General features: G+C 63.0%; 27 protein-coding genes. All 27 read right to left on the bottom strand.

Translation table 11 applies throughout. The features are described from left to right. The 27 genes from BLS27_RS15300 to BLS27_RS15170 all read right to left on the bottom strand — a co-directional run bounded on the left by BLS27_RS15300 (position 1) and on the right by BLS27_RS15170 (position 26,888). Complete coding sequence (locus BLS27_RS15300; protein ID WP_090345497.1) at positions 1-2,223, bottom strand: chemotaxis protein CheA; 2,223 nt, start codon at positions 2,221-2,223, stop codon at positions 1-3. A gap of 12 nt (positions 2,224-2,235) precedes the next feature. Then, positions 2,236-3,024, bottom strand: coding sequence for a protein phosphatase CheZ (locus BLS27_RS15295; protein ID WP_043212807.1), 789 nt, complete (start codon positions 3,022-3,024; stop codon positions 2,236-2,238). An 18-nt stretch (positions 3,025-3,042) separates the two neighbouring features. After that, complete coding sequence (locus BLS27_RS15290; RefSeq protein ID WP_011534888.1) at positions 3,043-3,417, bottom strand: chemotaxis response regulator CheY; 375 nt, start codon at positions 3,415-3,417, stop codon at positions 3,043-3,045. A 104-nt stretch (positions 3,418-3,521) separates the two neighbouring features. Then, positions 3,522-4,262 (bottom strand): RNA polymerase sigma factor FliA, encoded by a 741-nt coding sequence (gene fliA / locus BLS27_RS15285; protein WP_043212803.1) that lies wholly within the window; start codon positions 4,260-4,262, stop codon positions 3,522-3,524. Next, the gene (fleN, locus tag BLS27_RS15280) at positions 4,259-5,092 is read right to left on the bottom strand and encodes a flagellar synthesis regulator FleN (protein WP_043212801.1); all 834 of its coding nucleotides are present in this window, start codon (positions 5,090-5,092) and stop codon (positions 4,259-4,261) included. Before fleN ends, fliA begins: the two co-directional genes overlap by 4 nt. Before the next feature lie 88 nt (positions 5,093-5,180). Continuing rightward, positions 5,181-6,494, bottom strand: a complete 1,314-nt coding sequence (gene flhF, locus BLS27_RS15275; RefSeq protein WP_043212799.1) for a flagellar biosynthesis GTPase FlhF — start codon at positions 6,492-6,494, stop codon at positions 5,181-5,183. Positions 6,495-6,505: 11 nt separating this feature from the next. Then, positions 6,506-8,635, bottom strand: a complete 2,130-nt coding sequence (flhA, locus tag BLS27_RS15270; RefSeq protein ID WP_043212797.1) for a flagellar biosynthesis protein FlhA — start codon at positions 8,633-8,635, stop codon at positions 6,506-6,508. 355 nt (positions 8,636-8,990) lie between these two features. After that, complete coding sequence (flhB, locus tag BLS27_RS15265; protein ID WP_090345495.1) at positions 8,991-10,133, bottom strand: flagellar biosynthesis protein FlhB; 1,143 nt, start codon at positions 10,131-10,133, stop codon at positions 8,991-8,993. A 2-nt stretch (positions 10,134-10,135) separates the two neighbouring features. Continuing rightward, positions 10,136-10,912 carry a flagellar biosynthetic protein FliR gene (gene fliR, locus BLS27_RS15260; protein WP_090345493.1) on the bottom strand — a complete coding sequence of 259 codons (777 nt, stop codon included), beginning with the start codon at positions 10,910-10,912 and terminating at the stop codon, positions 10,136-10,138. A gap of 7 nt (positions 10,913-10,919) precedes the next feature. Beyond that, positions 10,920-11,189, bottom strand: coding sequence for a flagellar biosynthesis protein FliQ (gene fliQ, locus BLS27_RS15255; protein WP_090345491.1), 270 nt, complete (start codon positions 11,187-11,189; stop codon positions 10,920-10,922). 21 nt (positions 11,190-11,210) lie between these two features. Continuing rightward, on the bottom strand, positions 11,211-11,966 hold the full coding sequence (gene fliP / locus BLS27_RS15250; protein WP_043212790.1) for a flagellar type III secretion system pore protein FliP: 756 nt from the start codon (positions 11,964-11,966) through the stop codon (positions 11,211-11,213). Further along, on the bottom strand, positions 11,966-12,400 hold the full coding sequence (gene fliO, locus BLS27_RS15245) for a flagellar biosynthetic protein FliO (RefSeq protein WP_167358105.1): 435 nt from the start codon (positions 12,398-12,400) through the stop codon (positions 11,966-11,968). Before fliO ends, fliP begins: the two co-directional genes overlap by 1 nt. A 12-nt stretch (positions 12,401-12,412) precedes the next feature. After that, positions 12,413-12,877: a flagellar motor switch protein FliN gene (fliN, locus tag BLS27_RS15240; protein ID WP_043212852.1), complete on the bottom strand. Its 465-nt coding sequence runs from the start codon at positions 12,875-12,877 to the stop codon at positions 12,413-12,415. A gap of 47 nt (positions 12,878-12,924) precedes the next feature. Beyond that, positions 12,925-13,893 (bottom strand): flagellar motor switch protein FliM, encoded by a 969-nt coding sequence (gene fliM / locus BLS27_RS15235; protein WP_090345488.1) that lies wholly within the window; start codon positions 13,891-13,893, stop codon positions 12,925-12,927. 9 nt (positions 13,894-13,902) lie between these two features. Next, entirely contained in the window at positions 13,903-14,400 is a 498-nt protein-coding gene (gene fliL, locus BLS27_RS15230; protein ID WP_043212786.1) for a flagellar basal body-associated protein FliL, read from the bottom strand. 139 nt (positions 14,401-14,539) lie between these two features. Beyond that, positions 14,540-15,811 carry a flagellar hook-length control protein FliK gene (locus BLS27_RS15225; RefSeq protein ID WP_090345486.1) on the bottom strand — a complete coding sequence of 424 codons (1,272 nt, stop codon included), beginning with the start codon at positions 15,809-15,811 and terminating at the stop codon, positions 14,540-14,542. A gap of 70 nt (positions 15,812-15,881) precedes the next feature. Then, positions 15,882-16,229: an Hpt domain-containing protein gene (locus tag BLS27_RS15220; protein ID WP_043212781.1), complete on the bottom strand. Its 348-nt coding sequence runs from the start codon at positions 16,227-16,229 to the stop codon at positions 15,882-15,884. 60 nt (positions 16,230-16,289) lie between these two features. Next, positions 16,290-17,981: an ATP-binding SpoIIE family protein phosphatase gene (locus BLS27_RS15215; protein WP_090345484.1), complete on the bottom strand. Its 1,692-nt coding sequence runs from the start codon at positions 17,979-17,981 to the stop codon at positions 16,290-16,292. A gap of 8 nt (positions 17,982-17,989) precedes the next feature. Then, positions 17,990-18,295, bottom strand: a complete 306-nt coding sequence (locus BLS27_RS15210) for an STAS domain-containing protein (RefSeq protein WP_043212774.1) — start codon at positions 18,293-18,295, stop codon at positions 17,990-17,992. Positions 18,296-18,392: 97 nt separating this feature from the next. Further along, positions 18,393-18,845, bottom strand: coding sequence for a flagellar export protein FliJ (gene fliJ / locus BLS27_RS15205; RefSeq protein ID WP_043212772.1), 453 nt, complete (start codon positions 18,843-18,845; stop codon positions 18,393-18,395). A 6-nt stretch (positions 18,846-18,851) separates the two neighbouring features. Next, positions 18,852-20,210: a flagellar protein export ATPase FliI gene (gene fliI / locus BLS27_RS15200; protein WP_070571550.1), complete on the bottom strand. Its 1,359-nt coding sequence runs from the start codon at positions 20,208-20,210 to the stop codon at positions 18,852-18,854. Next, positions 20,200-20,976 carry a flagellar assembly protein FliH gene (fliH, locus tag BLS27_RS15195; protein WP_043212766.1) on the bottom strand — a complete coding sequence of 259 codons (777 nt, stop codon included), beginning with the start codon at positions 20,974-20,976 and terminating at the stop codon, positions 20,200-20,202. The genes fliI and fliH overlap by 11 nt, the downstream gene beginning before the upstream one ends. Before the next feature lie 90 nt (positions 20,977-21,066). Beyond that, positions 21,067-22,086, bottom strand: coding sequence for a flagellar motor switch protein FliG (fliG, locus tag BLS27_RS15190; RefSeq protein ID WP_043212764.1), 1,020 nt, complete (start codon positions 22,084-22,086; stop codon positions 21,067-21,069). Next, a complete protein-coding gene (gene fliF / locus BLS27_RS15185) occupies positions 22,079-23,857 on the bottom strand; it encodes a flagellar basal-body MS-ring/collar protein FliF (protein ID WP_070571548.1) in 1,779 nt (592 codons plus the stop codon). The genes fliG and fliF overlap by 8 nt, the downstream gene beginning before the upstream one ends. Positions 23,858-23,871: 14 nt before the next feature. Next, positions 23,872-24,204 carry a flagellar hook-basal body complex protein FliE gene (fliE, locus tag BLS27_RS15180; RefSeq protein WP_043212757.1) on the bottom strand — a complete coding sequence of 111 codons (333 nt, stop codon included), beginning with the start codon at positions 24,202-24,204 and terminating at the stop codon, positions 23,872-23,874. A gap of 105 nt (positions 24,205-24,309) precedes the next feature. Further along, positions 24,310-25,671 (bottom strand): sigma-54-dependent transcriptional regulator, encoded by a 1,362-nt coding sequence (locus BLS27_RS15175; RefSeq protein WP_090345482.1) that lies wholly within the window; start codon positions 25,669-25,671, stop codon positions 24,310-24,312. After that, positions 25,671-26,888, bottom strand: coding sequence for a sensor histidine kinase (locus tag BLS27_RS15170; RefSeq protein WP_043210980.1), 1,218 nt, complete (start codon positions 26,886-26,888; stop codon positions 25,671-25,673). The genes BLS27_RS15175 and BLS27_RS15170 overlap by 1 nt, the downstream gene beginning before the upstream one ends. Positions 26,889-26,907: the final 19 nt, after the last annotated feature.

Here is a 26,907-nt window from a genome sequence, read left to right as displayed (position 1 = left end):
TCAAATTCGCCGGGCGGCGTAACGCTTGAGCATGCTCGGCACATCGAGGATCAACGCGATGCGACCGTCGCCGGTGATGGTCGCGCCGGACATGCCCGGGGTGCCCTGGAGCATCTTGCCCAGCGGCTTGATCACCACCTCTTCCTGGCCCACCAGCTGATCGACCACGAAGCCGATACGCTGGGTGCCGACCGACAGGATCACCACGTGGCCTTCGCGCTGCTCCTCATGCACCTGGTCCTGGACCAGCCACCGCTTGAGATAGAACAGTGGCAGCGCCTTGTCGCGCACGATCACCACTTCCTGGCCGTCGACCACGTTGGTGCGCGACAGGTCCAGGTGGAAGATCTCGTTGACGTTGACCAGCGGGAAGGCGAACGCCTGGTTGCCCAGCATCACCATCAAGGTCGGCATTATCGCCAGCGTCAAGGGCACCTTGATGACGATCTTCGAACCCTGGCCCTTGGCCGAGAAGATGTTGATCGAGCCGTTGAGCTGGGAGATCTTGGTCTTGACCACGTCCATGCCCACACCGCGACCGGACACGTCGGAGATCTCGGTCTTGGTGGAAAAGCCCGGCGCGAAGATCAGGTTGTAGCAATCGGATTCGCTCAGGCGATCGGCGGCATCCTTGTCCATCAGGCCCTTTTCGACAGCCTTGGCCCGCAGGATGTTAGGGTCCATGCCCTTGCCGTCGTCGGAGATCGACAGCAGGATGTGGTCGCCTTCCTGCTCGGCCGACAGCACCACGTGGCCGGTCCGTGCCTTGCCGGCGCCTTCGCGCTCCTCGGGCATTTCGATGCCATGGTCGACGGCGTTGCGTACCAAGTGCACCAGCGGGTCGGCCAAGGCCTCGACCAGGTTCTTGTCCAGGTCGGTGTCCTCACCGACCAGCTCCAAGTTGATTTCCTTCTTGAGCTGGCGGGCCAAGTCGCGAACCAGCCGTGGGAAGCGGCCGAAGACCTTCTTGATGGGCTGCATGCGGGTCTTCATGACCGCGGTCTGCAGGTCGGCGGTGACCACGTCGAGGTTGGACACAGCCTTGGACATGGCCTCATCGCCGCTGTTCAGGCCCAGGCGTACCAGACGGTTACGCACCAGCACCAGTTCGCCGACCATGTTCATGATCTCGTCCAGGCGCGCGGTGTCGACCCGCACAGTGGTTTCCGCTTCGCTGGCCGTAGGCTTTTCGGCGGCTGGGGCTGCTGCGCGGGCCGGCGCGGCCGGTTTGGCAGCCGCAGGCTTGGCCACCGGCGCCGGTTCAGGCTTGGCGACAGGCTTGCTGTCGGCCTTGGCCACGGCAGAGGCCGCCACGGCCTCAGGCGCAGCCACGGCCGCGTCACTGGAGAACTTGCCTTTGCCGTGTAGCTGATCCAGCAAAGCTTCGAATTCGTGCTCGGTGATGTCACCACTTTGGGCGCCCGCCTCGACCGAAGCAGGTGCCTGGGCCGTGGCGCCGGGCAGTGCATCGGCGGCGAAGGTGCCCTTGCCGTGCAACTGATCGAGCAACGCTTCGAATTCATCGTCGGTGATTTCATCGCTGCTCGGCGCCGCGACGCTGTCAGCCGACACAGGCGCAGGCGTCTGGGCAGAAAACTGGCCTTTGCCATGCAACTGATCGAGCAGCGACTCGAACTCGGCATCGGTGATCTCGTCGCTGTCGCTTCCCGCGACCTCACCCTGCAGCTGTTCGGTAGCCTCGGCCTGGGCCTTCACCGCATCGAGCGAGTCGAGCAGTTGTTCGAACTCGCTATCGGTGATGTCGGGCTCGACCGCAGGCTCGGCTTCGGCGACGGCTGGAGCCTGGGCCGCAGGCGCTGGGGCCTCGGCACCGGCCGGCTCGGCCAGACGCGACAGTGCGGCCAGCAACTCCGGCGTGGCCGGGGTAATGTCGCTGCGCTCGCGCACCTGGCCAAACATGCTGTTGACCGTATCCAGTGCCTCGAGCACCACATCCATCAATTCCGCATCGACCCGGCGCTCACCTTTGCGCAGGATGTCGAACACGTTCTCGGCGATATGGCAGCACTCCACCAGCTCATTGAGCTGAAGGAAGCCGGCGCCCCCTTTTACAGTGTGAAAACCGCGGAAGATCGCATTGAGCAGGTCCGCATCTTCCGGTCGGCTTTCCAGCTCGACCAATTGCTCGGACAGTTGCTCGAGGATTTCGCCGGCCTCTACCAGGAAATCCTGGAGGATTTCTTCATCGGCGCCGAAGCTCATTGAACGTGCTCCCTAAAAACCCAGGCTGGACAGCAAATCGTCGACGTCGTCCTGACCGGACACGACATCTTCACGCTTATCGGCATGAATCTGCGGACCTTCACCCCGAGTCGGATGTTTTTCTTGATCTTTTTCAGCACGCAGCTGCTGGTGGTCATGTTCGATACCGGCAAAACGGTCGACCTGGCTGGCCATCAGCACGAGCTTGAGCAGATTGCTTTCGACTTCGGTGACCAGCGCGGTCACCCGTTTGATCACCTGACCGGTGAGGTCTTGGTAGTCCTGGGCCAGGAGAATGTCGTTGAGATGGCCAGCGACCTTGCGGTTCCCCTCGGCGCTTTGCGTCAGGAAACTGTCGACGCGCTTGACCAGATCACGAAACTCCGGCGCTGCGACTTCACGGCGCATGAAGCGCTGCCAGTCGGTGCTCAGATTCTGGGCCTCGGCCTGCAGGTCGTTGAGCAGCGGCGTGCTCGCCTCCACCAGGTCCATGGTGCGGTTGGCCGCGCCTTCGGTGAGCTTGACCACGTAGGACAAGCGCTCGGTGGCGTCGGTGATCTGCGACACTTCCTCGGCCTGCGGCATGCGCGGGTCGATCTGGAAGCTGACGATCGCACTGTGCAGCTCGCGGGTGAGCTTGCCGACTTCCTGGTACAGGCCGCGGTCGCGGGTCTGGTTCAGCTGGTGGATCAGCTGCACCGCCTCGCCGAACCGGCCGTGCTCGAGGCTCTCGACCAGTTCCTGGGCGTGTTTCTTCAGGGTCGACTCGAACTCCCCCAACGATGTGTTCATTTGCTCCATGGCGCCCCCTGACGTGACTCAGCCGTTGACGCGTTCGAAGATCTTTTCGATCTTCTCCTTGAGCACCTGGGCGGTGAAGGGCTTGACCACATAGCCGTTGACCCCGGCCTGGGCCGCTTCGATGATCTGGTCGCGCTTGGCTTCAGCGGTCACCATCAACACCGGCATACCCTTGAGGCGGTCATGGGCACGGACCTTGCGCAGCAGGTCGATGCCGGACATGCCAGGCATGTTCCAGTCGGTCACGAGGAAGTCATAGTGGCCGTTTTCCAGCATCGGCAACGCCGTGGTGCCGTCGTCGGCCTCCTCGGTGTTGGTGAAGCCCAGGTCACGCAACAGGTTCTTGATGATCCGCCGCATCGTCGAAAAGTCGTCAACGATGAGGATTTTCATGTCTTTGTTCAATTAGACCTCCAAGCAGTCTTAAACGCGCCCGGCCCCCGGACGCGCATTCAATCAATTCGGTACAACATCCAACGACGGTGGCGAACCCTGGCTCAACGTGCCCGCCATTCCCCGAGACGGCTGCGCAGGCGCGCGGCGCACTGGCTGTGCAACTGGCTGACACGCGACTCGCTGACCCCAAGCACCTCACCGATTTCCTTGAGGTTCAGCTCTTCGTCGTAGTACAGCGCCAGCACCAGACGCTCACGCTCCGGCAGGTTGGCGATGGCTTCGGTCAGCGCGGCCTGGAAGCGCTCGTCTTCCAGGTCCCGCGAAGGTTCCAGCTGGCCACTGGCGCCATCCTCGTGCAGCCCTTCGTGCTCGCCGTCCTGCAGGAGGTCGTCGAAGCTGAACAGGCGACTGCCCAGGGTGTCGTTCAGAATCCCGTAATAATCATCGAGACTCAATTGGAGTTCGGCAGCAACTTCATGATCTTTAGCGTCGCGACCGGTTCTGGCCTCCACGGCGCGTATCGCGTCGCTGACCATGCGGGTGTTGCGATGTACCGAACGCGGCGCCCAATCCCCCTTGCGTACCTCATCGAGCATGGCCCCACGAATGCGGATGCCGGCGTAGGTTTCGAAGCTCGCGCCCTTGCTGGCATCGTATTTGTTGGCCACTTCCAGCAAGCCGATCATGCCCGCCTGGATCAGGTCCTCGACCTGTACGTTGGCCGGCAGGCGCGCCAGCAAGTGATAGGCAATGCGCTTGACCAGAGGGGCATAACGTTCGACCAGTTCGTACTGGGCATCACGCGCCGCCCGGCTGTACATCTTGAAACCGCTCGCATTCATAGTACCGGTCCTGCGCTGGTAGGCTGCACCAGACGCTCGACGAAAAACTCCAGGTGCCCGCGCGGGTTGGCAGGCAGCGGCCAGCTGTCGACCTTCTGCGCGATGGCCTTGAAGGCCAGCGCACACTTGGATCGAGGGAAGGCCTCATAGACCGCCCGCTGCTTCTGCACCGCCTTGCGTACACATTCGTCGTAAGGCACGGCACCGACGTATTGTAAGGCGACGTCCAGGAAGCGATCCGTGACCTTGGTCAACTTGGCAAACAGGTTGCGCCCTTCCTGCGGGCTCTGCGCCATGTTGGCCAGGACCCGGAAGCGGTTCATGCCGTAATCGCGGTTGAGCAGCTTGATCAAGGCGTAGGCATCGGTGATCGAGGTCGGCTCGTCGCAGACCACCAACAGCACCTCCTGCGCGGCGCGCACGAAGCTCACCACCGAGTCCCCGATTCCCGCGGCGGTATCGATCACCAGCACATCGAGGTTGTCGCCGATCTCGCTGAACGCCTGGATCAGCCCGGCATGCTGGGCTGGCGCCAGGTGCACCATGTTCTGGGTGCCGGAGGCGGCCGGCACGATGCGCACACCGCCTGGCCCCTGCAACAGCACATCGCGCAGCTCGCAGCGCCCTTCGATGACATCGGCCAGGGTGCGCTTGGGCGACAGCCCCAGCAGGACGTCGACGTTGGCCAGGCCCAGGTCGGCATCCAGCAACATGACCCGGCGGCCGAGCTCGGCCAGCGCCAGGGACAGGTTCACTGAAACGTTGGTCTTGCCCACGCCACCTTTACCGCCGGTCACGGCGATCACCTGTACGGGATGCATGCTACCCATGTTTGTTCTTTACCTTGTCTCGGGGCCCAGGCCACATCAGGAGCTGAACACGACGCTCAGGATGCAGGTACTTTGCGCTGTCCATTCGTCAACCCGCACGCTTGCCTGGGTTGTGGTAGAGATCAGCGAACATGTCGGCCATCGCCTCTTCGCTGGGCTCGTCCTGCATCTGCACACTGACCGCACGGCTGACTAACTGATGTTTGCGCGGCAGTTGCAGGTCGTCAGGAATGCGCGGTCCATCGGTCAGATAGGCCACGGGCAATTCGTGACTGATGGCAAGGCTCAGCACTTCGCCGAGGCTGGCCGTTTCATCAAGCTTGGTCAGGATGCAGCCGGCCAGGCCACAGCGCTTGTAGCTGTGGTAGGCGGCGGTCAGCACCTGCTTCTGGCTGGTGGTGGCCAGTACCAGGTAGTTCTTGGCGGCGATGCCGCGTCCGGCCAGGCTCTCCAGTTGCAGCCGCAGGGCCGGGTCGCTGGCCTGCAGGCCTGCGGTGTCGATCAGCACCACGCGCTTGCGCAACAGCGGATCGAGCGCCTGGGCCAAGGACTGGCCCGGGTCGACATAGGTAACCGGCACATTGAGGATGCGCCCCAATGTCTTGAGCTGCTCTTGGGCGCCAATGCGGAAGCTGTCCATGCTCACCAGCGCCAGATGCTGGGCGCCGTATTTGAGCACGTAGCGCGCCGCCAGCTTTGCCAACGTGGTGGTCTTGCCCATACCAGCCGGACCGACCATGGCGATCACACCGCCCTCTTCGATCGGCTCGATCTCGGGGACCTGGATCATCCGTGCCAGGTGGGCCAAGATCATGCGCCAGGCGTGGCGCGGGTCTTCGATCTCGCCGGCAAGCTCGAGTGCTTCGCGAGCGATCGGGCCCGACAGGCCGATACGCTGCAAGCGACGCCAAAGGTTGGCCTGCTGCGGCTTGTTGCCCTGCAGTTGGCTCCAGGCCAGGGATCCGAGCTGGACTTCGAGCAATTCGCGCAGGCCCGACAGCTCCGAGCGCATGGCATCGAACAGACGCGGATCGACCGGTGCCGGCGCTGGAGCCGCAACCTGCGCCGGCGCGTCAACCTGTGGCTCGACCAGTGGCTCGGAGGCGGTCAACGACAATCCGGCGAACAATTGGCGATTGCCGATCTCGTCGCTTTCGTTGCGTGTGCTCAGTTCGGCCTGGGCGGTGGCGATGCGCGTCTGGGTTTTGCGCAGCTCGTCCTCGAGTTCGATGTTCGGCACGCGTGGGGCCAGGGCGGACAGCTTGTAGTCCAGCGCGGCCGTCAACTCGACACCGCCGGCGATGCGCCGGTTGCCGATGATGGCGGCGTCGGAGCCAAGCTCATCCCGGACCAGCTTCATGGCCTGACGCATATCGGCGGCGAAAAAACGCTTAACTTGCATAACCCACTACCTCAGCCGTTGGGGCCCACGGTGGCAACGATGGTGACTTGCTTGTTGTCAGGTATTTCCTGATACGCCAGAACATGCAAATTCGGTACAGCCAGGCGACCGAAGCGCGACAGCATGGCGCGGATCGGGCCGGCGACCAGAAGAATGGCCGGCAGGCCTTGCATCTCCTGACGCTGGGCCGCTTCGATCAGCGATCGCTGCAGCTTCTCGGCCATGCTCGGCTCCAGGAGAACACCGTCTTCCTGGCCTTGCCCGGCCCTTTGCAGACTATTGAGCAAAATCTGTTCCAACCTTGGTTCGAGGGTGATCACAGGCAGCTCGGACTCAACGCCGACAATGCTTTGCACGATGGCGCGACACAATCCGACGCGCACTGCCGCCACCAGCGCGGCGGTATCTTGACTCTTGCCAGCATTGTTGGCGATTGCCTCGGCGATACTGCGGATGTCCCGCACCGGCACCTGCTCGGCCAACAACGCCTGCAGGACCTTGAGCAAGCCTGACAACGAAATGACACCCGGTACCAGCTCCTCGGCAAGTTTAGGCGAACCTTTGGCCAATACTTGCAACAGTTGCTGGACCTCTTCATGGCCGATCAGTTCATGGCAATGTTTCTGCAGGATCTGGTTGAGGTGGGTGGCCACCACCGTGCTGGCGTCGACCACGGTGTAGCCCAGCGACTGGGCCTGGGCACGCTGCCCGACATCGATCCACACCGCCTCAAGACCAAACGCCGGGTCGCGCGCAGCGATACCGTTGAGCGTGCCGAAGACCTGGCCCGGGTTGATGGCCAGCTCCCGGTCCGGATAGATCTCCGCCTCAGCCAGGATCACCCCCATCAAGGTGAGGCGATAGGCGCTCGGCTGCAGGTCCAGGTTGTCGCGAATATGCACAGTGGGCATGAGAAAGCCCAGGTCCTGGGACAGCTTCTTGCGCACCCCCTTGATCCGCGCCAACAGCTGGCCACCCTGGTTGCGGTCCACCAGCGGAATCAGGCGATAACCGACCTCAAGGCCGATCATGTCGATTGGCGTCACATCGTCCCAACCCAGTTCCTTGGTTTCCAAGGCACGCTGGGGCGATGGCAGCAGGTCCTGCTGGCGCTGCGCTTCTTCCTGGGCCTTGAGCTTGGCCTGTTGCTGACGACGCCAGACCAGGTAGGCACCGCCCCCGGCCGCCGCGCCAAGCCCCAGGAAGGCGATATGCGGCATGCCCGGAACCAAGCCCATGACGATCATCAGCGCCGCCGAAACAGCCAACGCTTTGGGCGAGTCGAACATCTGCCGATTGATCAGCTTGCCCATGTCCTCGGAACTGGAGGCTCGGGTCACCATGATCGCGGCGGCGGTGGACAGCAGCAGCGAGGGCAACTGCGCCACCAAACCGTCACCGATGGTCAGCAAGGCGTAGACCTTGCCCGCCTCGCCGGCCGACATGCCATGCTGCAGGATACCGATGAGCATGCCGCCGATAAGGTTGATGAACAGGATCAGCAGCCCGGCGATGGCGTCGCCGCGAACGAACTTGCTGGCACCGTCCATGGAGCCATAGAACTCGGCTTCCTGGGCGACTTCGGCGCGTCGGGCCTTGGCCTGAGCCTGGTCGATCAGGCCCGCATTGAGGTCGGCGTCGATCGCCATCTGCTTGCCAGGCATCGCGTCAAGGGTGAAACGTGCGCTCACCTCGGAAATGCGCCCGGCGCCCTTGGTGACCACGACGAAGTTAATGATCATGAGGATGGCGAACACCACCGCACCGACCACGTAGTTGCCGCCGATCACCACCTCGCCGAAGGCCTGGATCACCTTGCCCGCAGCACCGTGGCCTTCCTGGCCGTGGAGCATGACCACACGCGTGGAGGCCACGTTCAGGGCAAGACGCAGCAAGGTTGCCACGAGCAGGATGGTGGGAAACGCAGCGAAGTCCAGCGGGCGCAGGGCGTATACGCAGACCAGCAGGACGACGATCGACAGGGCGATGTTGAAGGTGAAGAAAACGTCGAGCAGGAACGGTGGAATCGGCAACATCATCATTGCCATCATCACCAGCAGCAACAGCGGCACGCCCAGGTTGCCCCGGCCGAGACCAGCCAGGTTGTTTCGGGCGCTGTTGATTAACTGAGTGCGATCCACCGCAAATCCTCTTCAAGCAAAACTTTGACGCCTGAATGGGCGTTTGGCGCTGCCTTTGCAAGAAGCCTTCCAACTTTTGAGTTGGGCCTTTTTTGGGGGAGTTTTCTGGATCGTGTGTGTATCCAGTTTTCTGGGGGTGGCGCTTTTCGCCTGCTCCGGCCCTTTCGCGGGTAAACCCGCGAATAGGCCCAACAGCTCACCGCCACGAGCGGGGCGAATGCTGAGGCGCAGCGGCTTTGGTTACTTTGACCAAGACCAAGTGACCCGCCGTAAGGGCGCAAAGGTGAATCAGCGTCGACACATCAAACGGATATGCCCACAAGCCCCAACACCAACCAATGCAACCTAAAGCAACTCACCGATCACGCCGCAAATCCGGCGGAATCGGCAAATCAGGCTTCAAAGGCTCCGGCGCCTTGCCCTTCCCCGCCCGGTATTGCCGGATCTGGAACACATAAGCCAGCACCTGCGCCACCGCCAGGTACAACCCCGCCGGAATCTCCTGCTCAAGCTCGGTGGAGTAGTAGATCGCCCGCGCCAACGCCGGCGACTCAAGGATCTGCACCTGGTGCTCAACCCCGATCTCGCGGATCTTCAACGCGATGAAGTCCGTCCCCTTGGCCAGCAGCAAAGGCGCCACACCACCCGACTCCGGGTCGTACTTGAGCGCCACGGCATAGTGCGTGGGGTTGGTGATGATCACATCGGCATCGGGCACCGCCGCCATCATGCGCCGCTGCGAGGCTTCGCGCTGCAACTGACGGATCCGTTGCTTGACCTCAGGCTTGCCTTCCGAATCCTTGTATTCGTCCTTCACTTCCTGCTTGGTCATCTTCAACTTGTTATGCGCCTGCCAAATTTGGAACGGCACATCCACCACCGCGATCAACAACAACCCGGCAGCCATCCACAATGCACTCCACCCGACCACCTGGACGCTATGGATGATGGCTTGATCAAGCGGCTCATTGGCGATCGCCAACAACGCCTCACGATCATTGGACAACACCGCCAGTGCCACCAGCAGGATCACGAAGAATTTGGCAAGGGCCTTGAGCAGCTCAGTCAGCGCATTGAGGGAGAACATGCGTTTGATACCCGACAACGGGTTCATGCGACTGAACTTCGGCTGCAACAAACTTCCAGAGAACAGAAAACCGCCCAGAGCGATCGGCGCGATGAAGGAAATCACGAACAGCAGGATCAACACTGGCTGCACCGCCCAGATCGCCATCTTGCCCGAGGCCAGGAGCAACCCTCCCATGGCGCTTTCGTCCACCACCATCTCCCGGGTGAGACTAAAACTCAAACGCATCAGATCCATGAGCGTTTCCGCCAGAAACCCACCGAATGCCAACAAACTGCCCGCACCGGCAAGGGTCACCGCTACCGTGTTGAGTTCCTTGGAACGGGCCACCTCGCCCTTTTCACGCGCATCGCGCCGGCGTTTGTCGGTGGGCTCTTCTGTCTTGTCCTGACCGCTTTCGCTCTCTGCCATGCTCAGCGCGCCCTTGCCAGCTCACGCAGCCATTGCAGCGCCTCGCTGGCCAACAATTGATAATGGGAAAGCATGTCGGCCAAGGCGATCCAAAAGATGACCATGCCCAATACCAAGGTCAGCGGAAAGCCAATGGAGAAGATGTTCAGTTGGGGCGCCGCGCGTGACATTACGCCAAAAGCGATATTGATGACCAACAGCGCGGTAATCGCCGGCAACACCAACAGCAAGGCGGCGCCCAGCACCCAACTCAACCGTCCGGCCATCTCCCAGAAATGATTGACTACCAACGCACTGCCCACCGGCAAGGTAGTAAAGCTCTCGGTCAGCACTTCGAACACCACCAAGTGTCCGTTCATCACCAGGAACAACACGCTGACCAACATTGTCATGAATTGGCTGACGACCGCCACGTTGACACCATTGGCAGGATCAACCATAGAGGCAAATGCCATACCCATCTGCACAGCGATGATCTGCCCCGCTACCACGAATGCCTGAAAGAGCATTTGCAGGGCAAGCCCGAACACTGCACCGACGATGATCTGTTCCCCACACAGCAACATGCCACGCAAGCTCAACGGGTCGAATTCTGGCAATGGCGGCAATCCCGGCACGATAACAACCGTGATAGCCAAGGCAGCGTAGAGGCGGATGCGCGCGGGCAGCATCCGTGTGCCAAAAATCGGCATGGTCATCAGAACCGCCGTCACTCTGAACAACGGCAGGATGAACGTGGCGACCCAAGTGCCAATCTGACTGTCGGTCAGCTCCAGCATGGCCGCATCAACCAATCAGCTGCGGAATGCTGGTGTACAGGCGATTGAAATACTCCATGAAACGCTGCAGGAGCCAAGGCCCGACGACAATCAGGGTCACCAGCATCACCAGCAGGCGCGGCAGGAAACTGAGCGTCTGTTCGTTGATCTGGGTCGCCGCCTGGAACATCGCCACCACCAGACCGACCAGCAGGCTTGGCACTACCAGGATGGCCACCATCATGGCCGTCATCCAGAGGGCATCGCGGAACAAATCCAAGGCTACTTCAGGTGTCATACAGGGCTCTCCTTGATGGCCTCAGACGCCACCGAAACTGCCGGCCAGGGTACCCATGATCAACGCCCAGCCATCGACCAGGACGAACAGCATGATCTTGAACGGCAGCGAGATGATCAGCGGCGAGAGCATCATCATGCCCATGGCCATCAGCACGCTGGCCACCACCATGTCGATGATCAAGAACGGAATGAAGATCATGAAGCCGATCTGGAACGCGGTCTTGAGCTCCGAGGTGACGAACGCCGGTACCAGGATGGTCAATGGCGCCTGTTCAGGGCTGGCGATGTCGGTGCGTTTGGACAGGCGCACGAACAGGTCCAGGTCGCTTTGCCGGGTCTGGGCCAGCATGAAGTCCTTCAGCGGCCCCTGGGCCTTGTCGATGGCTTGCTGGGCGGTCATCTGCTCGTTCAGGTAGGGCTGGATGGCGTCCTGGTTCACCCGGTCGAACACCGGGGCCATGATGAACAGCGTCAGGAACAACGCCATGCCGGTCAGCACCTGGTTCGAAGGCGTCTGCTGCAGGCCCAGGGCCTGACGCAGGATGGAAAAGACAATGATGATGCGGGTGAAGCTGGTCATCAGGATGACGAACGCCGGAATGAAACTCAGCGCCGTCATGATCAGCAGGATTTGCAGGCTGACCGAATACTCCTGCTGGCCGTCCGCCCCATTGGACAGGGTGATGGCCGGAATCGACAGCGGGTCGGCAGCCAAGGCCATCGGCGCAGCCAGCAGCAGCGCCAGGGTCAACAATGAGCGCAATGCGCCGGTCATCACTTCTTGTCCTTCTGATCCTTGCCCATCAGCTCGAGCAGCCGCTGGGCGAACTCCGGCGTGGCCGGGCGGGCACTGGCGGGCACCTCCACAGGCTCGGCCAACACATGCAATGCCTCGATGTTGCCGGGCGAGTGACCGATGAGGATCTGCTCCTTGCCCACCTGCACCAGCAGCAGGCGGTCACGCGGGCCGATCGTCCGGCTGCCGACGATATCGATCACCTGCCCACCGCGCGGTGTCGCGCCCTGCATGCGGCGCAGCAACCAGGCAAGGGCGAAGATCAGGCCGACCACCAGCAACAGGCCGAAGACCATCTGTGCCAACTGCCCGCTGAGGCTGCCGGGTGCGGCCGCAGCGGGTGCCGCTGCCTGGGTGGCCGCGATCACCGTCTCGCTGACGAGCAATGCGCCGAAGGCCATCACGGCCCGCATCGACCCCTTCACTCAGCGCAGCTTCTTGATGCGTTCGCTGGGGCTGATCACGTCGGTCAGGCGGATGCCGAACTTCTCGTTGACCACCACCACCTCGCCGTGGGCGATCAAGGTGCCGTTGACCAGCACGTCCAACGGCTCGCCCGCCAGGCGATCAAGCTCGATCACCGAGCCCTGGTTGAGCTGCAGCAAGTTGCGGATGCTGATTTCGGTGCTGCCCACTTCCATGGAAATGTTCACCGGGATATCCAGGATCACATCCAGGTTCGGCCCCTCGAGGCTGACGTTTTCATTGGGCTTGGGGGAGCTTGCGAACTCTTCCATCGGCAGGCGGCCGGCGCCGGACTTGCCGCTGTCGGCAGCCAGCAGTGCATCGATGTCGGCCTGGCCGGCGTCGCCGGTTTCCTGCAGGGCGGCAGCCCACTCATCGGCCAGAGCCTGTTCCTCCGGGGAGGTGATTTCGTTTTCGTTAGCCATGATGTCCTCGACAGGCATTCAATTCGGAAGGAGCGACCGGCACGCCGTCAGCGACGTTCGATCGGGTCGATGATCTGCAGCGACAAGGTGCCCTTGTGCGAGCCCAGGCGCGCCTTGAACGACGGCACGCCGTTGGCGCGCAGCACCAGGTGCTCGGGCAACTCGACGGGGATCACATCGCCCGGCTGCATGTGCAGGATGTCGCGCAGCTTGAGCTGACGGCGGGCCACGGTGGCCGAGAGCGGCACGCTGACATCGAGCACGTCTTCGCGCAGGGCCTTGACCCAACGCTCGTCCTGGTCGTCCAGGTCGGACTGGAAGCCCGCATCGAGCATCTCGCGCACCGGTTCGATCATCGAGTACGGCATGGTCACGTGCAGGTCGCCGCCACCGCCGTCCAGTTCGATATGGAACGTCGAGACCACCACCGCCTCGCTCGGGCCGACGATGTTGGCCATGGCCGGGTTGACCTCGGAGTTTATGTACTCGAAGTTGATCGGCATGATTGCCTGCCAGGCTTCCTTGAGGTCGACGAAGGCCTGGTCGAGCACCATGCGCACCACGCGCAGCTCGGTGGGCGTGAATTCACGACCTTCGATCTTGGCGTGACGGCCATCGCCACCGAAGAAGTTGTCCACCAGCTTGAACACCAGCTTGGCGTCGAGGATGAACAACGAAGTGCCGCGCAGCGGCTTGATCTTGACCAGGTTCAGACTGGTCGGGACATACAGCGAATGCACGTACTCGCCGAACTTCATCACCTGCACGCCGCCGACCGCCACGTCGGCGGAGCGACGCAGCAGGTTGAACATGCTGATGCGGGTATAGCGGGCGAAGCGTTCGTTGATCATCTCCAGGGTCGGCATGCGTCCGCGGACGATCCGATCCTGGCTGGTCAGGTCATAGCTTTTGACGCCACCGGGCTCGGCGGCGCTTTCGGTTTGTACCAGACCATCATCGACGCCATGCAACAGGGCGTCGATCTCATCCTGGGACAGCAGGTCCTGCACGGCCATTTCGGGCTCCTACTGCAATACGAAATTGGTGAACAGCAGCTGGTCCACGACCGGCTTGCCGACTTCCTTCTGCGCCACTTCCTGCACCACCGCGGTGGCCTTCTGGCGCAGCATCTCCTGGCCTACCGGGCTGCTGGCCAGGGTGTCGAAACCTTGTCCCGAGAACATCATGACCAGGTTGTTGCGGATCACAGGCATGTGCACCTTGAGTGCGTCCAGGTCGGCCTGGTTGCGCCCCTGCATGGTGATGCTCACCTGCATGTAGCGCTGGCGGCCGTTCTGGTTGAAATTGACCACGAAAGCCGGCGCCAGCGGCTCATAGATCGCCGCCGCCTTGACGTTGGCCTGGGCAGGATCGACAGCGGGTGCCGACTCGCTCTTGTGCATGACGAACCACGTGGCGCCCACCGACAGGCCTACGGCCAGCAGCAATGCGAGCACCAGCAGGAGGATCAGCTTGAGTTTGCCTTTAGTGGCGGGGTCTTTGACTGCTTCGCTCTTCGCCATGCCAATAATCCGTCGTCCATCGGGGTTTCAAAGAAGGATGACGTGGCTTGAGCAAGTGTTATGCCAGATTTGAGCCGAGCGGGAGCAACCGACAAGCGTAGGAGCTGGTGACGGCCTGAGATGGGCTGCGCCGCAGCCCTCAGGCGTAGTAATCGACGGCGCTGTCGCCGATCACCACCTGATGTTCGACCGGCTGTGCACCATCGGCCAGTTCACCATCGTCCTCGCCACCGGCCGTGGCGCGCCGCGCCGCGACCCCGGACAGGTTCGAGCCCTCCTGCTGAGCCTGCTGTTGCTGCTGGCCGCGGGATTGATCGGCAACGTTGACATCAGGCTGGGCCAGACCCTGCTGGGCGAACAGTTCGCGCAGGCGATGCACCTGACTGTCCAGAGCGTCACGCACCCCGGCGTGACCACTGATGAAGGTGACCTGGGTAGACTGATCCGCCGCGACATTGACGCGGATGTCCAGGCGGCCCAACTCGGCGGGTTCGAGTTGAATGTCTGCGGACTTGAGGTTCTGGCTGGACAGGTACATGACGCGATTCACCAATCCTTCGGCCCAGGCGTTCTGGTTCATCGGCAGCGGCTGATGCAGTGGGCTGGGCGGTACGGCATTGGCGGTCTTGGGCGTTGCGGCCTGGGTCAGGCTGGCCAGGCGATTGGCGAAGTCGTCGACCCGCGTGTCGCTGCTGGCGCTCTTGGTATCCTTCAAGCCGTTATCGAGCAGCTCGCTGAAGGCTTTGTCACCTGGCTGCGAGGTGTCGCCTTCAGCTTGCGGTTTGTCGATCAGGCTCGCCAAGGTATTGACGGCTACCTGCCCATCGTCGGGCTGGCCGCTGTCACTTTGACTGGTGGGCGCCGCATGGGCGGAGGTCGTCCCTTTGGCCTGTGCACTTTGTTCCAGGGCCAGGCGCAAGGTCGGCAGGTTGGCCAACGGATCGGCCGCAGGGTCGAAATCCTCCACGGCCGGCGCCTGCTCCGACGGCGTCTCGACAGGCGCGGCCTGAGGCTGCACCGCGGCCTGCAGCACAGGCGCCACTGCCTCTGCCTGCGCCTGAATCAATTGCGCGCCAGGCTGGGCATCGGTGACCTGCCCGGCCACGAGGCTGGCATCGAGCAAGCTCGATTCGCTGCTGTCGCTGGTTTGATCGACCATTGGCAAGCTTTTGCCGCCATCGGCAACCGGCTGCGTATCGGCAGGCTCGGTCTTGCCGTCGATCGCACTGTCGGATTTGTCCTTGGCCTTGGCTTGGGTCGCCTTGTCATCACGCCCCTGGCGGGCCATGACCTGATCGAAGCCCCCCGTCTGGGAGCCCGCCGCCTGCGGCTTGTCCGCCGTCTGAGCAGCCGCGCGCGATGGCTTGCTCACCACACTGGCTTGCAGCAAAGGATTGGATGCGACAGGCATTGAAAGGTCTCCGCGCCGAATAATCGTGAATCGTCCAGGCAAAGACAGGCAAAAGTCGCGCCAGGTTGCTTCAACCTGCGGAAATACGCGCGCGCTCGGCGCGGTAGAAGCGCTGAACCTCGAGATACTCCTGGTCGATCCGGTTGATCAGGTCCTCGATGCCATACAGAGAATGCTTTCGCACACGCTCCTCCAACTGCCGACACAGCTCGGCCAGGCCCACCGCGCCCATGTTGCCGCTGCTGCCCTTGAAGCTGTGGGCCGCCAAGCCCAGCTCCTCGGCGCTGCGGGCCCCGTGCAATTGGTCTAGGCGGCGCTCGGAGTCTTCCAGAAAAGTCTCGAGCAATTGCAGATACCCCTCCTCCATGACCTCTTGCAGGTCACTGAGGATCTTCGGGTCGATATGCATGTCAGCCACTTGCTCACTCCTTTGATCAAGTCCATGGGGCCTGCTTGCGCAGGGTCCGGCGCCAGCTGCTCACCAACAGAATACCACCCGCGCACAACGTCCACCCTCAAGCCACTCGGCGCTCTGGCTGAGGCTGCGCACCAGGTTCAGTCCGCGCCCGCTCAACCCCTGGGCCTGCCGCTGGCCGGACAGCACCTGGGCAACGTCGAATCCCAGGCCGCTGTCGCGTACGTCGATCTTCAGACGCCCGCCCCTGGCCCAGGGTTCAACTTCCAGATCGATTCGCACGAAGCCGTCATCCTGTCGCGCCAAGCGAAGGCTACGCTCGCGGTAGTAGTCGGCAAATCCTTGGGCGTCGTGCTTGAGACGCGAATCCAGGCCAAGCACCCCATGTTCCAGGGCGTTGGCGTACAACTCGCTCAGGACTGTGTGCAACAGGCCACCGTTTGGCCGCAGGCCATGGATCTCCTGCAGCAGTTGAACGAGGTATGGCACGGGATTGAAACGTTTCAAGCTTTCGCCACGCAATTCGAAGTGCAACGACCAATGCAACGGACCAGATCGGCTGACCTCGCTGTCGGGCACGGCCGCTGGCGCCTGCCACTGGGGCTCGACCATGGACACGTCACACAGGCTGATATCGTCCCGGGGGCGCCCGCCAAAATGCTCCAGTGCTTGCATCAGCTCCGGCAGCAACTGCGCCGGATCGCGATTGGCGCGCAGCACCTGCTCCAGGCGCTGCACGCCGAATAACCGCTCCTGGTCATCGCAGGTATCGACCACGCCATCGGAAAGCAGCAAAAGCCGCTCGCCCACCGCCAGCGGCAACACCTCGGTGCTGTCATCGAAGCGCTCTGGCGAGAGGATGCCCAGTGGCAGGTGCCTCGATTGCAGCGTGGCCAGCACCTCTCCTGTAGCGGACAAACGGTAACCATCCGGCATGCCGCCGTTCCAGACCTCCACCGTGCCACGTTGATAGCTCAGGTCGAGCATCAGGGCGCAGCAGAACATGTCCACTGGCAGGATGTGCTTGAGCTTGGCGTTCATCTCCCGCAGCGTTTCTGCGACACCATGGCCCTTGGCGGCCATGCCGTAGAACACCTCGGCCAAAGGCATGGCGCCAATCGCGGCGGGCAAGCCATGACCGGTAAAGTCGCCCAGCAGCACATGCAGGTTGCCGTTGGGGGTATAGGCCGCCAGCAACAGGTCGCCATTGAACAGCGCGTAGGGAGATTGCAGGTAGCGAATGTTGGGCGCGCGTAGGCATCCGGCATGGGCCACCTTGTCGAACACCGCCTTGGCGACCCGTTGCTCGTTGAGCAGGTGATGATGATGCCGGGCGATCTGGTCTCGCTGCTCGAGCACCGTGGCATGCAACCGACGCAGCCGATCCATGGCGCGGATCTTGGCGCCGAGGATCACCGCGCTGTAGGGCTTGGCCATGAAGTCGTCGCCGCCGGCTTCCAGGCAGCGCACCAAGGCGTCCTGCTCGTTGAGCGAGGTGAGAAAGATGATCGGCACCAGCGCTTCGCCGGCCAGCGCCTTGATCCGACGCGCCGCCTCGAAACCGTCCGTCACCGGCATCAGCGCATCGAGCAGCACCAGCTGCGGCCGCCGTTCGGCGAACAGCGCCACGGCCTGCTCGCCGTTTTCCGCGGTGAACACTTCATGACCCTGGCGCCGGACGATCTGCGCCAGCAACAACCGGTCTGCCGCACCGTCTTCGGCGATCAGCACGCTCAGCGCCCGTTCGGCCGGCATGGCGACGCTCAACTGATATCGAACAGTTTTTCGAAATTGGAGATGGCGAGGATCTTGCGCACGTCAGGGCTGGTGTTGATCACGCTGATGCAGGCGTCTTCACCGCCCTCATGGTCGCGCAGCAACAGCAGCATGCCCAATGCCGAGCTGTCCAGGTAAGTGGCGTCCTTGAGGTCCACGACCACTGAGTCAGGGCGGACGGGTTGTCGTTCGTAGGCATTGCGAAATTCTTGATGCCTGCCGAAGTCAAACCGCCCTTTGACGGTGATCGTGAGTTTTTTCTCGTCCTGTGAAAAATCGGATTCGACAGCCATGCCAGCGATTCCTTCGATGATGATGGCGAATGCGATCCTAGTAGGTTTAGCAGGCGCTACCGGCAATCGCAAATTGGCGCAGACGCCAGCAAGACGGTTACAGGTGATGATGACGCGGCAAACGCTGGGATAATTCATCCAACAGCTTTTGCTCACGCTTGTCTTCCGCCCGCCGGGCTTCGTCGAGATATCGCTGCACCAGCTTGCGCAACCCCTCGACCCGCGCATGGGCCTGCTGCCAGATGCCCCGGGCATTGTTGAGGTTGTTCTGGTGCCAGGCCAGGCTCTGGCGCTGCTGAGTCATCGCCGTTTCCAACTGACCGAGAAAGCGTTGGTAGTTGACCAGCCAGTTGCCGTTGACCCCCTGTCCGCCGCGGTTGATCCACTGCAACTGATAGTCTTCGCGAAAACGCTCAAGCTCGGCCAGCTTGGCGTGGGCCTGGGCCAACTGCTGCTGGAAGTGGCCAAGGCGCTGGGCGGCCTTGCGCTCGGCCTCCTCGGCCATCTCCACCACCGGCGCCAGGCGCGCGGCTCGACTGGGCAAGGCCATGACCTATCAGCCGCCTGCAGGCGAAGCGAAGATGGCGCCGAGCTGCTCGCGGCTCTGGGCCATGCCGACGTTTTCCTGAAGGCCCTGACGCAAGAAGCCCACCAGGCTCGACTGCAGAGCAATGGCCTGGTCGGTCTCCGGGTCTCCGCCTGGCACATAGGCACCGACGCTGATCAGGTCGCGGCTTTGAGACAGGCGCGACCACAACTGCTTGAAGTGCTGGGCTTGGCGCAGGTGATCCGGATCGACAACTTGGGGCATGACCCGGCTGATGGACGCTTCGATATCGATGGCCGGGTAATGCCCTTCCTCGGCCAACCGCCGAGACAGCACGAAGTGGCCATCGAGCACGCCGCGCGCCGCATCGGCGATAGGGTCCTGCTGGTCGTCACCTTCGGACAGCACCGTGTAGAAAGCAGTGATCGAGCCACCGCCTGGCTCGCCATTGCCCGCGCGCTCGACCAGCTTGGGCAGTTTGGCGAACACCGAAGGCGGATAGCCGCGGGTCGCCGGCGGCTCGCCGATGGCCAGGGCGATTTCCCGCTGGGCCTGGGCGAAACGGGTCAGCGAATCCATCAGCAGCAGAACGTTCTTACCTTTGTCACGGAAATATTCGGCAATTCGCGTGCAGTACATCGCCGCGCGCAGGCGCATCAGTGGCGCATCGTCGGCAGGCGAGGCCACCACCACCGAGCGCTTGAGCCCTTCCTCACCGAGGATGTGCTCGATGAACTCCTTCACCTCGCGGCCCCGCTCGCCGATCAGGCCGACCACGATGATCTCGGCCTCGGTGAAGCGCGTCATCATGCCCAGCAATACCGATTTACCCACACCGGTACCGGCGAACAGGCCCAGACGCTGCCCACGCCCCACCGTGAGCAGCCCGTTGATGCTGCGGATACCCACGTCCAGCGGCTGGCTGATCGGGTCGCGGTTGAGCGGGTTGATGATCGGGCCGTCCATCGGCACCCAGTCTTCGGCTTTCATCCCACCTTTGCCATCCAGGGCACGCCCGGCACCATCGAGCACTCGCCCGAGCATGCTCATGCCCATGGGCAGCCGACCGCTGTCGTCCAAGGGCACGACGCGCGCCCCGGGCGCGATACCCGCGATACTGCCCACCGGCATGAGGAAGACCTTGGCGCCGGAAAAGCCCATGACCTCGGCCTCGACCTGCACCGGGTGGTAGCTGTCGTCGTTGATCACCAGACAGCGACTGCCGACTGCGGTGCGCAGGCCTTCGGCCTCCAGGGTGAGGCCGACCATGCGCAGCAAGCGCCCCTCCACCACCGGTTGGTCCGGTAATTTAACCGCCGCCGCATAACCGCCCAGGCGCTTGCCGAAGCTGGTGCGCTCAAGACGCATCGCCATGCTCCGGGATGCTTGTTTCCAGCTCAAGGGCAAGATCCGGCGCGGCCGGGTGCAGGGACTGGTCGTGCAATTGGTCGAACAATTGCGCCAGCGCCTTTTCCAGGCGCGTTTCCATGGTCGCATCGATGCGGCTGTGCAGCGTTTCGATCCGGCAACCGCCAGGCAACAGCGACTCGTCCTCGAGCAGCTTCCAACGCTCTTCGTGGCGTTCGCGCAGGGCCTTGGCCAGCTCGAAATCCTGAGGGTTCAGATGGATGCGGATATTCTCGGCGCCCATGGGCAGCAGCTTGAGCGCCTCGCGCAGCACATGGGTTATCTGGCTTGAATCGCTGCGCAGCTCACGACCGATCACCTGACGAGCCATGTGCGCCACCAACTGCACCAGGCCACGCTCGATCTGGGTGTCCTGTTCGGCGATAGGTTCGAGCAGTTGCCCCATCAGTTGTTCGAGGCTGGCCAGCTTGGCCGCCAAAGCCACCTCGGCCTCCTGACGCACTTTCAGCTGGGTACTGTGGAAACCTTCGCGCTCACCGGTGGCGAACCCTTCGTTGTAGGCCTCCTGACGGATCGCTTCGAGCTCTTCGAGGGTCAGTGGCTGGACTTCCTCCAGCGGCACCTCCTCGATTTCTTCCTCGACGATCTCAGGTTCCGGTTCAGGCTCCGGCTCTGGCTCCGGGTCGAAGCTGGGCAACGCCCAGACATCGACGCCCTCAAGATCGCGGGCGCGGATCAGATCGCTGAGGTGTTCATTGGTGGACATGTCAAAACCTCATGGCTACGAGCTGCACGCTTGCAGCGACAAGAAAAGGCCATACGCTTTTCTTGCCGCTCCAAGCGTGCCACTTGCGGCTTAAATCATTTCTTCGGCGCCTTTGCCGCCAAGCACGATCTCGCCGGCCTCGGCCATACGCCGTGCGATGGTGAGGATTTCCTTCTGCGCCGTCTCCACGTCGCTGACCCGCACCGGCCCCTTGGCCTCCAGGTCGTCGCGCAGCAGTTCCGAGGCGCGCTTGGACATGTTGCGGAAGATCTTGTCCTTGACCTTCTCGTCGGCGCCCTTGAGCGAGACGACCAGCACGTCGGAGGACACCTCGCGCAGCAGCGCCTGGATGCCACGATCGTCGACGTCGGCCAGGTTGTTGAAGACGAACATCAAGTCTTCGATCTGCTCGGACAGGTCGCCGTCGATATCGCGGATCGCATCCATCAGCTGGCCTTCGACCGAACTGTCGAGGAAGTTCATGATGTCCGCGGCGCGCTTGATACCGCCCAGGGTGGTGCGCGCGGCATTGGAGTTGCCGGAGAACTGCTTCTCGAGGATCTGGTTCAGCTCCTTGAGCGCCGCCGGTTGCACGGTATTGAGCGACGAGACGCGCAGGATGATGTCCAGGCGCACCTTGTGGTCGAAGTTACTCAGCACCTCACCGGCTTGGTCCGGGTCCAGGTAGGCCACTACGATGGCCTGGATCTGCGGGTGTTCGTAGCGGATGACATCGGCCACGGCACGCGGCTCCATCCACTTGAGGCTGTCCAGGCCACTGGTGTTGCCACCCAGCAGGATGCGGTCGATCAGGCCGTTGGCCTTGTCCTCGCCCAAAGCCTGGTTGAGCATCTTGCGGATATAGCCGTCGGAGCCCACGCCCAGGCTGGTCTGGTCGCCGACGATTTCGACGAACTCGCTCATCACCTGCTCGACCTGTTCGCGATGGACGTTGCCCATCTGCGCCATGGCCACACCGACCCGCTGCACTTCCTTGGGCCCCATGTGTCGCAGGACCTGGGCGGCGTCGGTCTCGCCCAGGGAGAGCAGCAGGATCGCCGCCTTGTCGACGCGGCTCAGCTTGGCGGTAACGGCTCGGTTGTCACTCATCGGCGTTGATCCACTCTTTCACGACCTGGGCCACGCGACCCGGGTCTTCGGCCACCAGGCCTTTGATTGCGTTCAACTGTGCTTCATAGCCCTCGCTCGGGCTCGGCAACAGAATGCTTTGCGGGCCACCCAGGGTGACGCGGTCGTTGGCCAGTTCGCCATCCAGACCGATCATCCCGCCCAGCTCCATGTCGCTGTCGGTGGCGGCCTGCTTGCCGCCACCTGTGATGTTGTTGAGCACCGGACGCAGCACACCGAATACCAGCACCAGGATGAACACGACACCCAGCACCTGCTTGACGATGTCCCAGAACCAAGGCTGCGAGTAGAACGGAATGTCCTCCAGCTCCGTGCCACGGTCAGCGGAGAACGGCACGTTGACCACGGTCACGCTGTCGCCACGGCTGGCATCGAAGCCCACTGCGTCCTGCACCAGGCGAGTGAAGCGCGCCAGGTCCTCGGCACCCCATGGGGCGCGGGTGGCTTCGCCGGTGGCGGCGTCGACCTTGACCTGGTCGTCCACTACCACGGCCACCGACAGGCGCGTCAGGCGGCCCTGCTGCTGACGGGTGTGGCTGATGGAGCGATCGAGCTCGAAGTTCTTGGTGGTCTGCTGACGCTTGTCAGCCGGGTAAGGCGCCAACATCGGCTGGCCAGTGGCCGGGTCCATGATCTGTTGGCCATTGGCGTCCACCAGTGGCTGGCCTGGCTGGATCGCACCGGCAGGCGGCGCCGAGGCGGTGGCATTTTCAGGCGCCGAGGCACCGGCCGGCGGCTGGTTGCTCAGGGCACCGGGCACGCCTTGCGGGGGCTGGCTGCTGGAGCGCTGTTCATTGACCGACTGCTCGCTGCGAAGCGCTGGCTGATCTGGGTTGAACTGCTCGGAGGTGGACTCGACCGCGCTGAAGTCGACGTCGGCCGATACCTCGGCCTTGTAGCGGTCGTTGCCCAGCACCGGCTGCAGGATGTTGTGCACACGCTGGGTCAACAGGCCTTCCATGCGGCGGCTGTAGTCGAACTGCTTGCCGGCCATGGTCAAGGCGGTGTCCTGCAACTGCTCGGAGAGCAGGTTGCCCTTCTGGTCGACCACGGTCACCTGGGACTTGTCCAGTTCCGGCACGCTGGTGGCCACCAGGTTGACGATGGCCATGACCTGGCCGGCCTCCAGGGCGCGTCCCGGATACAGCTCGACCAGTACCGATGCGCTGGGCTTGCGCTCGTCGCGCACGAACACCGAGCTCTTGGGAATGGCCAGGTGGACACGGGCGGCCTTGACGTTGTTCAGGCTCGATACGGTACGCGCCAGTTCGCCTTCAAGGCCCCGACGGTAGCGGGTGGCCTCCATGAACTGGCTGGTACCCAGGCCCTGCTCTTTATCGAGAATCTCGAAGCCGATGTTGCCATCGCTTGGCGCGACACCGGCAGCAGCCAGCTTAAGGCGCGCGCGGGAGAGATCGTCGGCCTTGACCAGCAAGGCGCCGGAGTTGGGCTCCACGCGGTAGCCGATGTCCGCGGAGGCCAGGGTGTCCATGACCTGCTTGGCATCCAGGCCCGCCAGGCTGCCGTACAGCGGCCGGTAGTCCGGTTGCTGCGACCAAAGCACCACGGCGAAGCCGATCGCCACGCTCGCGGCCAGTCCGACCAGCAGGCCGACCTGACGCAGCATGGGCATCTGCGAAATGTTTTCCAGGAACGACATGCCGAACAGCGGCGGCTTGGGCGCTGGCGGACCACTCTTGGCGGGGGGATTGTCGACGACTGCTTCAGCCATGGCTCACTCTGTCCTCAAACCGGCATCTGCATGATGTCCTGGTACGCCTGGACCAGTTTGTTACGGACCTGGGTCAGGGCCTGGAACGACACGGAAGCCTTTTGCGAAGCAATCATAACGTCAGTCAGGTCAACACCGCTCTTGCCGATCTCGAAGGCGTTGGACAGCTGGGTCGAGGCCTGCTGTACCTCATTGACCTTGCCGATGGCCTGGCCGAGCATGTCGGCAAAGCTGCTCTGGCCAGGGGCCAGTTCAGGCGCGGCAGCGACCTTGGGCTGGGACATGGCTTCGGCCTGCATGGCCCGCATATCCAGCATCAGACGATTGAATTCAACACCTTGGGTCATGGACTTCTTCTCTCCGGCGGCCGCATTTTTTTGACGCTCATGCAGCGAATGGGCTGGAACTAGCAACAAGAGTGCCAGCCCTGCATGCGACCTTTAAAACTGGTTTCAGCCGTACAGGCTGGCTTCGACGTCGAACCCCGCATCACGCATCTGCGCAAGCTTGTAGCGCAGTGTCCGCGGACTGATACCCAAGCGCTCGGCGGCTTCCTTGCGGCGGCCACGCTCGGCGCGCAGGGTGTCGATGATCATCTGGAACTCATGGCGACGCATGTCATCGCCCAGCCCCCCGGATTCGGCAGGTACCTCGCTCACGGCCACCGCAGGTACCGACAAGGCAATGGCACCGGCCAGACAGAAATCCGCCGCCTCGATCACCCCACCCTGCTGCAGGATCAAGGCGCGCTGCAAAGCGTTGTCCAGCTCGCGCACATTACCTGGCCACGGATGCCCTTGCAGGCAGGCTCGCGCCTCGGCGGACAACCGCACCGGGGCATGCTTCATCTTGGCCACATGGCGCGCCAGCAGGCGCTCAGCCAGCGGCAGAATGTCGGCGCTGCGCTCGCGCAGCGGGCGCCAGGCGAGCGGGAACACCGACAGGCGATAGTAGAGGTCCTCACGGAAGCGCCCGGCGGCGACCTCCTCGGCCAAGTCTCGGTTGGTGGTCGCCAGCACGCGGATGTCCAGGGCGATCGGCTTGCGCCCACCCACCCGCTCCACCTCACGCTCCTGCAGCACGCGCAGAAGCTTGGCCTGCAAGCCCAGGGGCATTTCGGAAATCTCGTCGAGCAACAAAGTGCCGCCATCGGCCTGCTCGAACTTGCCGGCCTGGGCGGCAATGGCCCCCGTGAAGGCGCCTTTCTCATGGCCGAACAACGTGGCTTCGAGCATGTTGTCGGGAATGGCTGCGCAATTGATCGCCACGAAGGGCTGCGCCGCGCGCGGCGATTGCTGATGGATATAGCGCGCCAGCACTTCCTTGCCGGTCCCGGACTCGCCGGAAATCAGCACGGTCGAGTCACTGCGCGCCACGCGCGCGGCCAGCTCCAGCAATTGCCGACTGGCCGGCTCACAGGCGACCGGCCCCTCTTCATCGGCACCGCCCACGCGCCCGGCGGCATGACGCTCCACCAGGCTCAGCAGCGCCTTGGGCTCGAACGGCTTGACCAGGTAATCGACAGCGCCCTGGCGCATGGCCTGCACGGCACGCTCCACCGCGGCGTGGGCAGTCATCAGCAACACCGGCAATTGAGGATGCTGGGTACGCAGCTGAGCCAGCAACTGGTGCCCATCCATGCCCGGCATGTTCACATCGCTGACCACCAGGCTGAAGGACTCGCCAGCCACTGCCTCGAGCGCCTCCTCGCCACTGCCCACCGCACGGTAGGCGAAACCGCCGATTTCCAGGGTATCGCCCAAGGCCTGGCGCAGGACACGATCGTCCTCGACCAGCAACACCTTGATCGTCATCACGCCTCCCCCATCGCCGGCCCGCCGATCAACGGCAGCACCACGTCCACACACGTTCCTCGGCCGACCTTCGAGCGCAGCCGCAGACTACCCTGGTGCGCCCGCACGACAGCCTTGACCACCGCCAACCCCAAGCCGGTGCCGGTGGACTTGGTAGTCAGGAAGGGCTCGCCCAAGCGCGCCAGCAGCTCGGCCTCGATGCCACAGCCGGCATCGCTGATGCACAAGTGCAGGGCCTGATCGCGCCGGTACAGGTGCACCTTCAGGCGCGCCGGCCCGGTGCTGGCTTGCAAGGCGTTTTCGATCAGATTGAGCAAGGCGCCCACCAAGGTGTCGCGATTGCACAGCAGCTCACCGAGATGGCTGTCGCATTGCCAGCGCACGCTATGGCCTTGGACATGGGTTTGGGCTGCCTGCTGCAACGCCTGGAACAAAGCCTTGGGGCTCATGCGGTCGCCCAGCGGCAGCTCGCCGCGAGCGAACACCAGCATGTCACGGACCTGATGCTCCAGCTCGTGCAGGCGCTCCTTGAGGCTGCCGGCGAAGCGCTGGCGGGTTTCTTTGGGCAATTCTTTTTCTGCGTCGGCCAAATGGCCGGCATAGAGCATCGCCGCCGACAATGGCGTGCGGATCTGATGGGCGAGTGAAGCGACCATGCGCCCCAGCGACGACAACCGCTCATGGCGGGCCAGTTGATCTTGCAGGCGGCGGGTTTCGGTCAGGTCGTTGAGCAGCACCAGTTGCCCGGGCTCGGCATCGAGCGAGCGCGTGGCGATGGACAGCCGCCGACCGTCACGCAACGAGATTTCATGGCCGTCATCCTTGCGCGGGGCGAAGCTGCGGGCGATCACTTGGCGCCAGAGCTCACCGACCAATGGCTCGCCCAGCAACTCGCATGCCGCCGGGTTGGCCTCGCGCACATACCCCTGATCGTCGATGACGATCACCCCGCCGGGCAGCAGGTCGAGCAGGTTCTGCAAACGATTGGCCAGGCGCTCTTTTTCATCCAGCTCGGCCATGCGCTGAGCACTGACCACGGCCAGTTCACCCTTGAGCTGGCTGACCCGAGCTTCGAGCAGGCTGTAGGACTCACTGAGCTGATCAGAAACCTGATTGAACAGGGCGAACGCCTGCTCCAGGCCCTGACGGCTTTCCTGCTCGACCGAGGTGCGGCCGTGCGCGTCGGGGGTTCGGGAGATGTGGGCGACCTGGGGCATCATGCTCTCTCGCGTGGCT

The sequence above is a fragment of the Pseudomonas guariconensis genome (assembly GCF_900102675.1).
Taxonomy (GTDB): Bacteria; Pseudomonadota; Gammaproteobacteria; order Pseudomonadales; family Pseudomonadaceae; genus Aquipseudomonas; species Aquipseudomonas guariconensis.
The sequence above is the reverse complement of the archived record's forward strand: the minus strand, read 5'-3'. Positions and strand labels throughout refer to the sequence as shown.

Excerpts from the sequence above, each read along its gene's own strand:
- BLS27_RS15300 (WP_090345497.1), bottom strand. The coding sequence starts at position 2,223 with ATGAGCTTCGGCGCCGATGAAGAAATCCTCCAGGATTTCCTGGTAGAG.
- fliM (WP_090345488.1), bottom strand. The coding sequence starts at position 13,893 with ATGGCCGTGCAGGACCTGCTGTCCCAGGATGAGATCGACGCCCTGTTG.
- BLS27_RS15210 (WP_043212774.1), bottom strand. The coding sequence starts at position 18,295 with ATGGCTGTCGAATCCGATTTTTCACAGGACGAGAAAAAACTCACGATC.
- fliE (WP_043212757.1), bottom strand. The coding sequence starts at position 24,204 with ATGACCCAAGGTGTTGAATTCAATCGTCTGATGCTGGATATGCGGGCC.
- BLS27_RS15170 (WP_043210980.1), bottom strand. The coding sequence starts at position 26,888 with ATGCCCCAGGTCGCCCACATCTCCCGAACCCCCGACGCGCACGGCCGC.
- BLS27_RS15290 (WP_011534888.1), bottom strand. The coding sequence starts at position 3,417 with ATGAAAATCCTCATCGTTGACGACTTTTCGACGATGCGGCGGATCATC.
- fliG (WP_043212764.1), bottom strand. The coding sequence starts at position 22,086 with ATGAGTGACAACCGAGCCGTTACCGCCAAGCTGAGCCGCGTCGACAAG.
- BLS27_RS15225 (WP_090345486.1), bottom strand. The coding sequence starts at position 15,811 with ATGCCTGTCGCATCCAATCCTTTGCTGCAAGCCAGTGTGGTGAGCAAG.
- flhB (WP_090345495.1), bottom strand. The coding sequence starts at position 10,133 with ATGGCAGAGAGCGAAAGCGGTCAGGACAAGACAGAAGAGCCCACCGAC.
- fliP (WP_043212790.1), bottom strand. The coding sequence starts at position 11,966 with ATGACCGGCGCATTGCGCTCATTGTTGACCCTGGCGCTGCTGCTGGCT.
- BLS27_RS15175 (WP_090345482.1), bottom strand. The coding sequence starts at position 25,671 with ATGACGATCAAGGTGTTGCTGGTCGAGGACGATCGTGTCCTGCGCCAG.
- fliO (WP_167358105.1), bottom strand. The coding sequence starts at position 12,400 with ATGCGGGCCGTGATGGCCTTCGGCGCATTGCTCGTCAGCGAGACGGTG.
- flhF (WP_043212799.1), bottom strand. The coding sequence starts at position 6,494 with ATGCAAGTTAAGCGTTTTTTCGCCGCCGATATGCGTCAGGCCATGAAG.
- BLS27_RS15215 (WP_090345484.1), bottom strand. The coding sequence starts at position 17,981 with ATGCCGGCCGAACGGGCGCTGAGCGTGCTGATCGCCGAAGACGGTGCG.
- fliH (WP_043212766.1), bottom strand. The coding sequence starts at position 20,976 with ATGTCCACCAATGAACACCTCAGCGATCTGATCCGCGCCCGCGATCTT.
- fliI (WP_070571550.1), bottom strand. The coding sequence starts at position 20,210 with ATGCGTCTTGAGCGCACCAGCTTCGGCAAGCGCCTGGGCGGTTATGCG.
- fliF (WP_070571548.1), bottom strand. The coding sequence starts at position 23,857 with ATGGCTGAAGCAGTCGTCGACAATCCCCCCGCCAAGAGTGGTCCGCCA.
- fliL (WP_043212786.1), bottom strand. The coding sequence starts at position 14,400 with ATGGCGAAGAGCGAAGCAGTCAAAGACCCCGCCACTAAAGGCAAACTC.
- fliJ (WP_043212772.1), bottom strand. The coding sequence starts at position 18,845 with ATGGCCTTGCCCAGTCGAGCCGCGCGCCTGGCGCCGGTGGTGGAGATG.
- fliQ (WP_090345491.1), bottom strand. The coding sequence starts at position 11,189 with ATGACACCTGAAGTAGCCTTGGATTTGTTCCGCGATGCCCTCTGGATG.
- fliN (WP_043212852.1), bottom strand. The coding sequence starts at position 12,877 with ATGGCTAACGAAAACGAAATCACCTCCCCGGAGGAACAGGCTCTGGCC.
- BLS27_RS15295 (WP_043212807.1), bottom strand. The coding sequence starts at position 3,024 with ATGGAGCAAATGAACACATCGTTGGGGGAGTTCGAGTCGACCCTGAAG.
- fleN (WP_043212801.1), bottom strand. The coding sequence starts at position 5,092 with ATGGGTAGCATGCATCCCGTACAGGTGATCGCCGTGACCGGCGGTAAA.
- fliR (WP_090345493.1), bottom strand. The coding sequence starts at position 10,912 with ATGCTGGAGCTGACCGACAGTCAGATTGGCACTTGGGTCGCCACGTTC.
- fliA (WP_043212803.1), bottom strand. The coding sequence starts at position 4,262 with ATGAATGCGAGCGGTTTCAAGATGTACAGCCGGGCGGCGCGTGATGCC.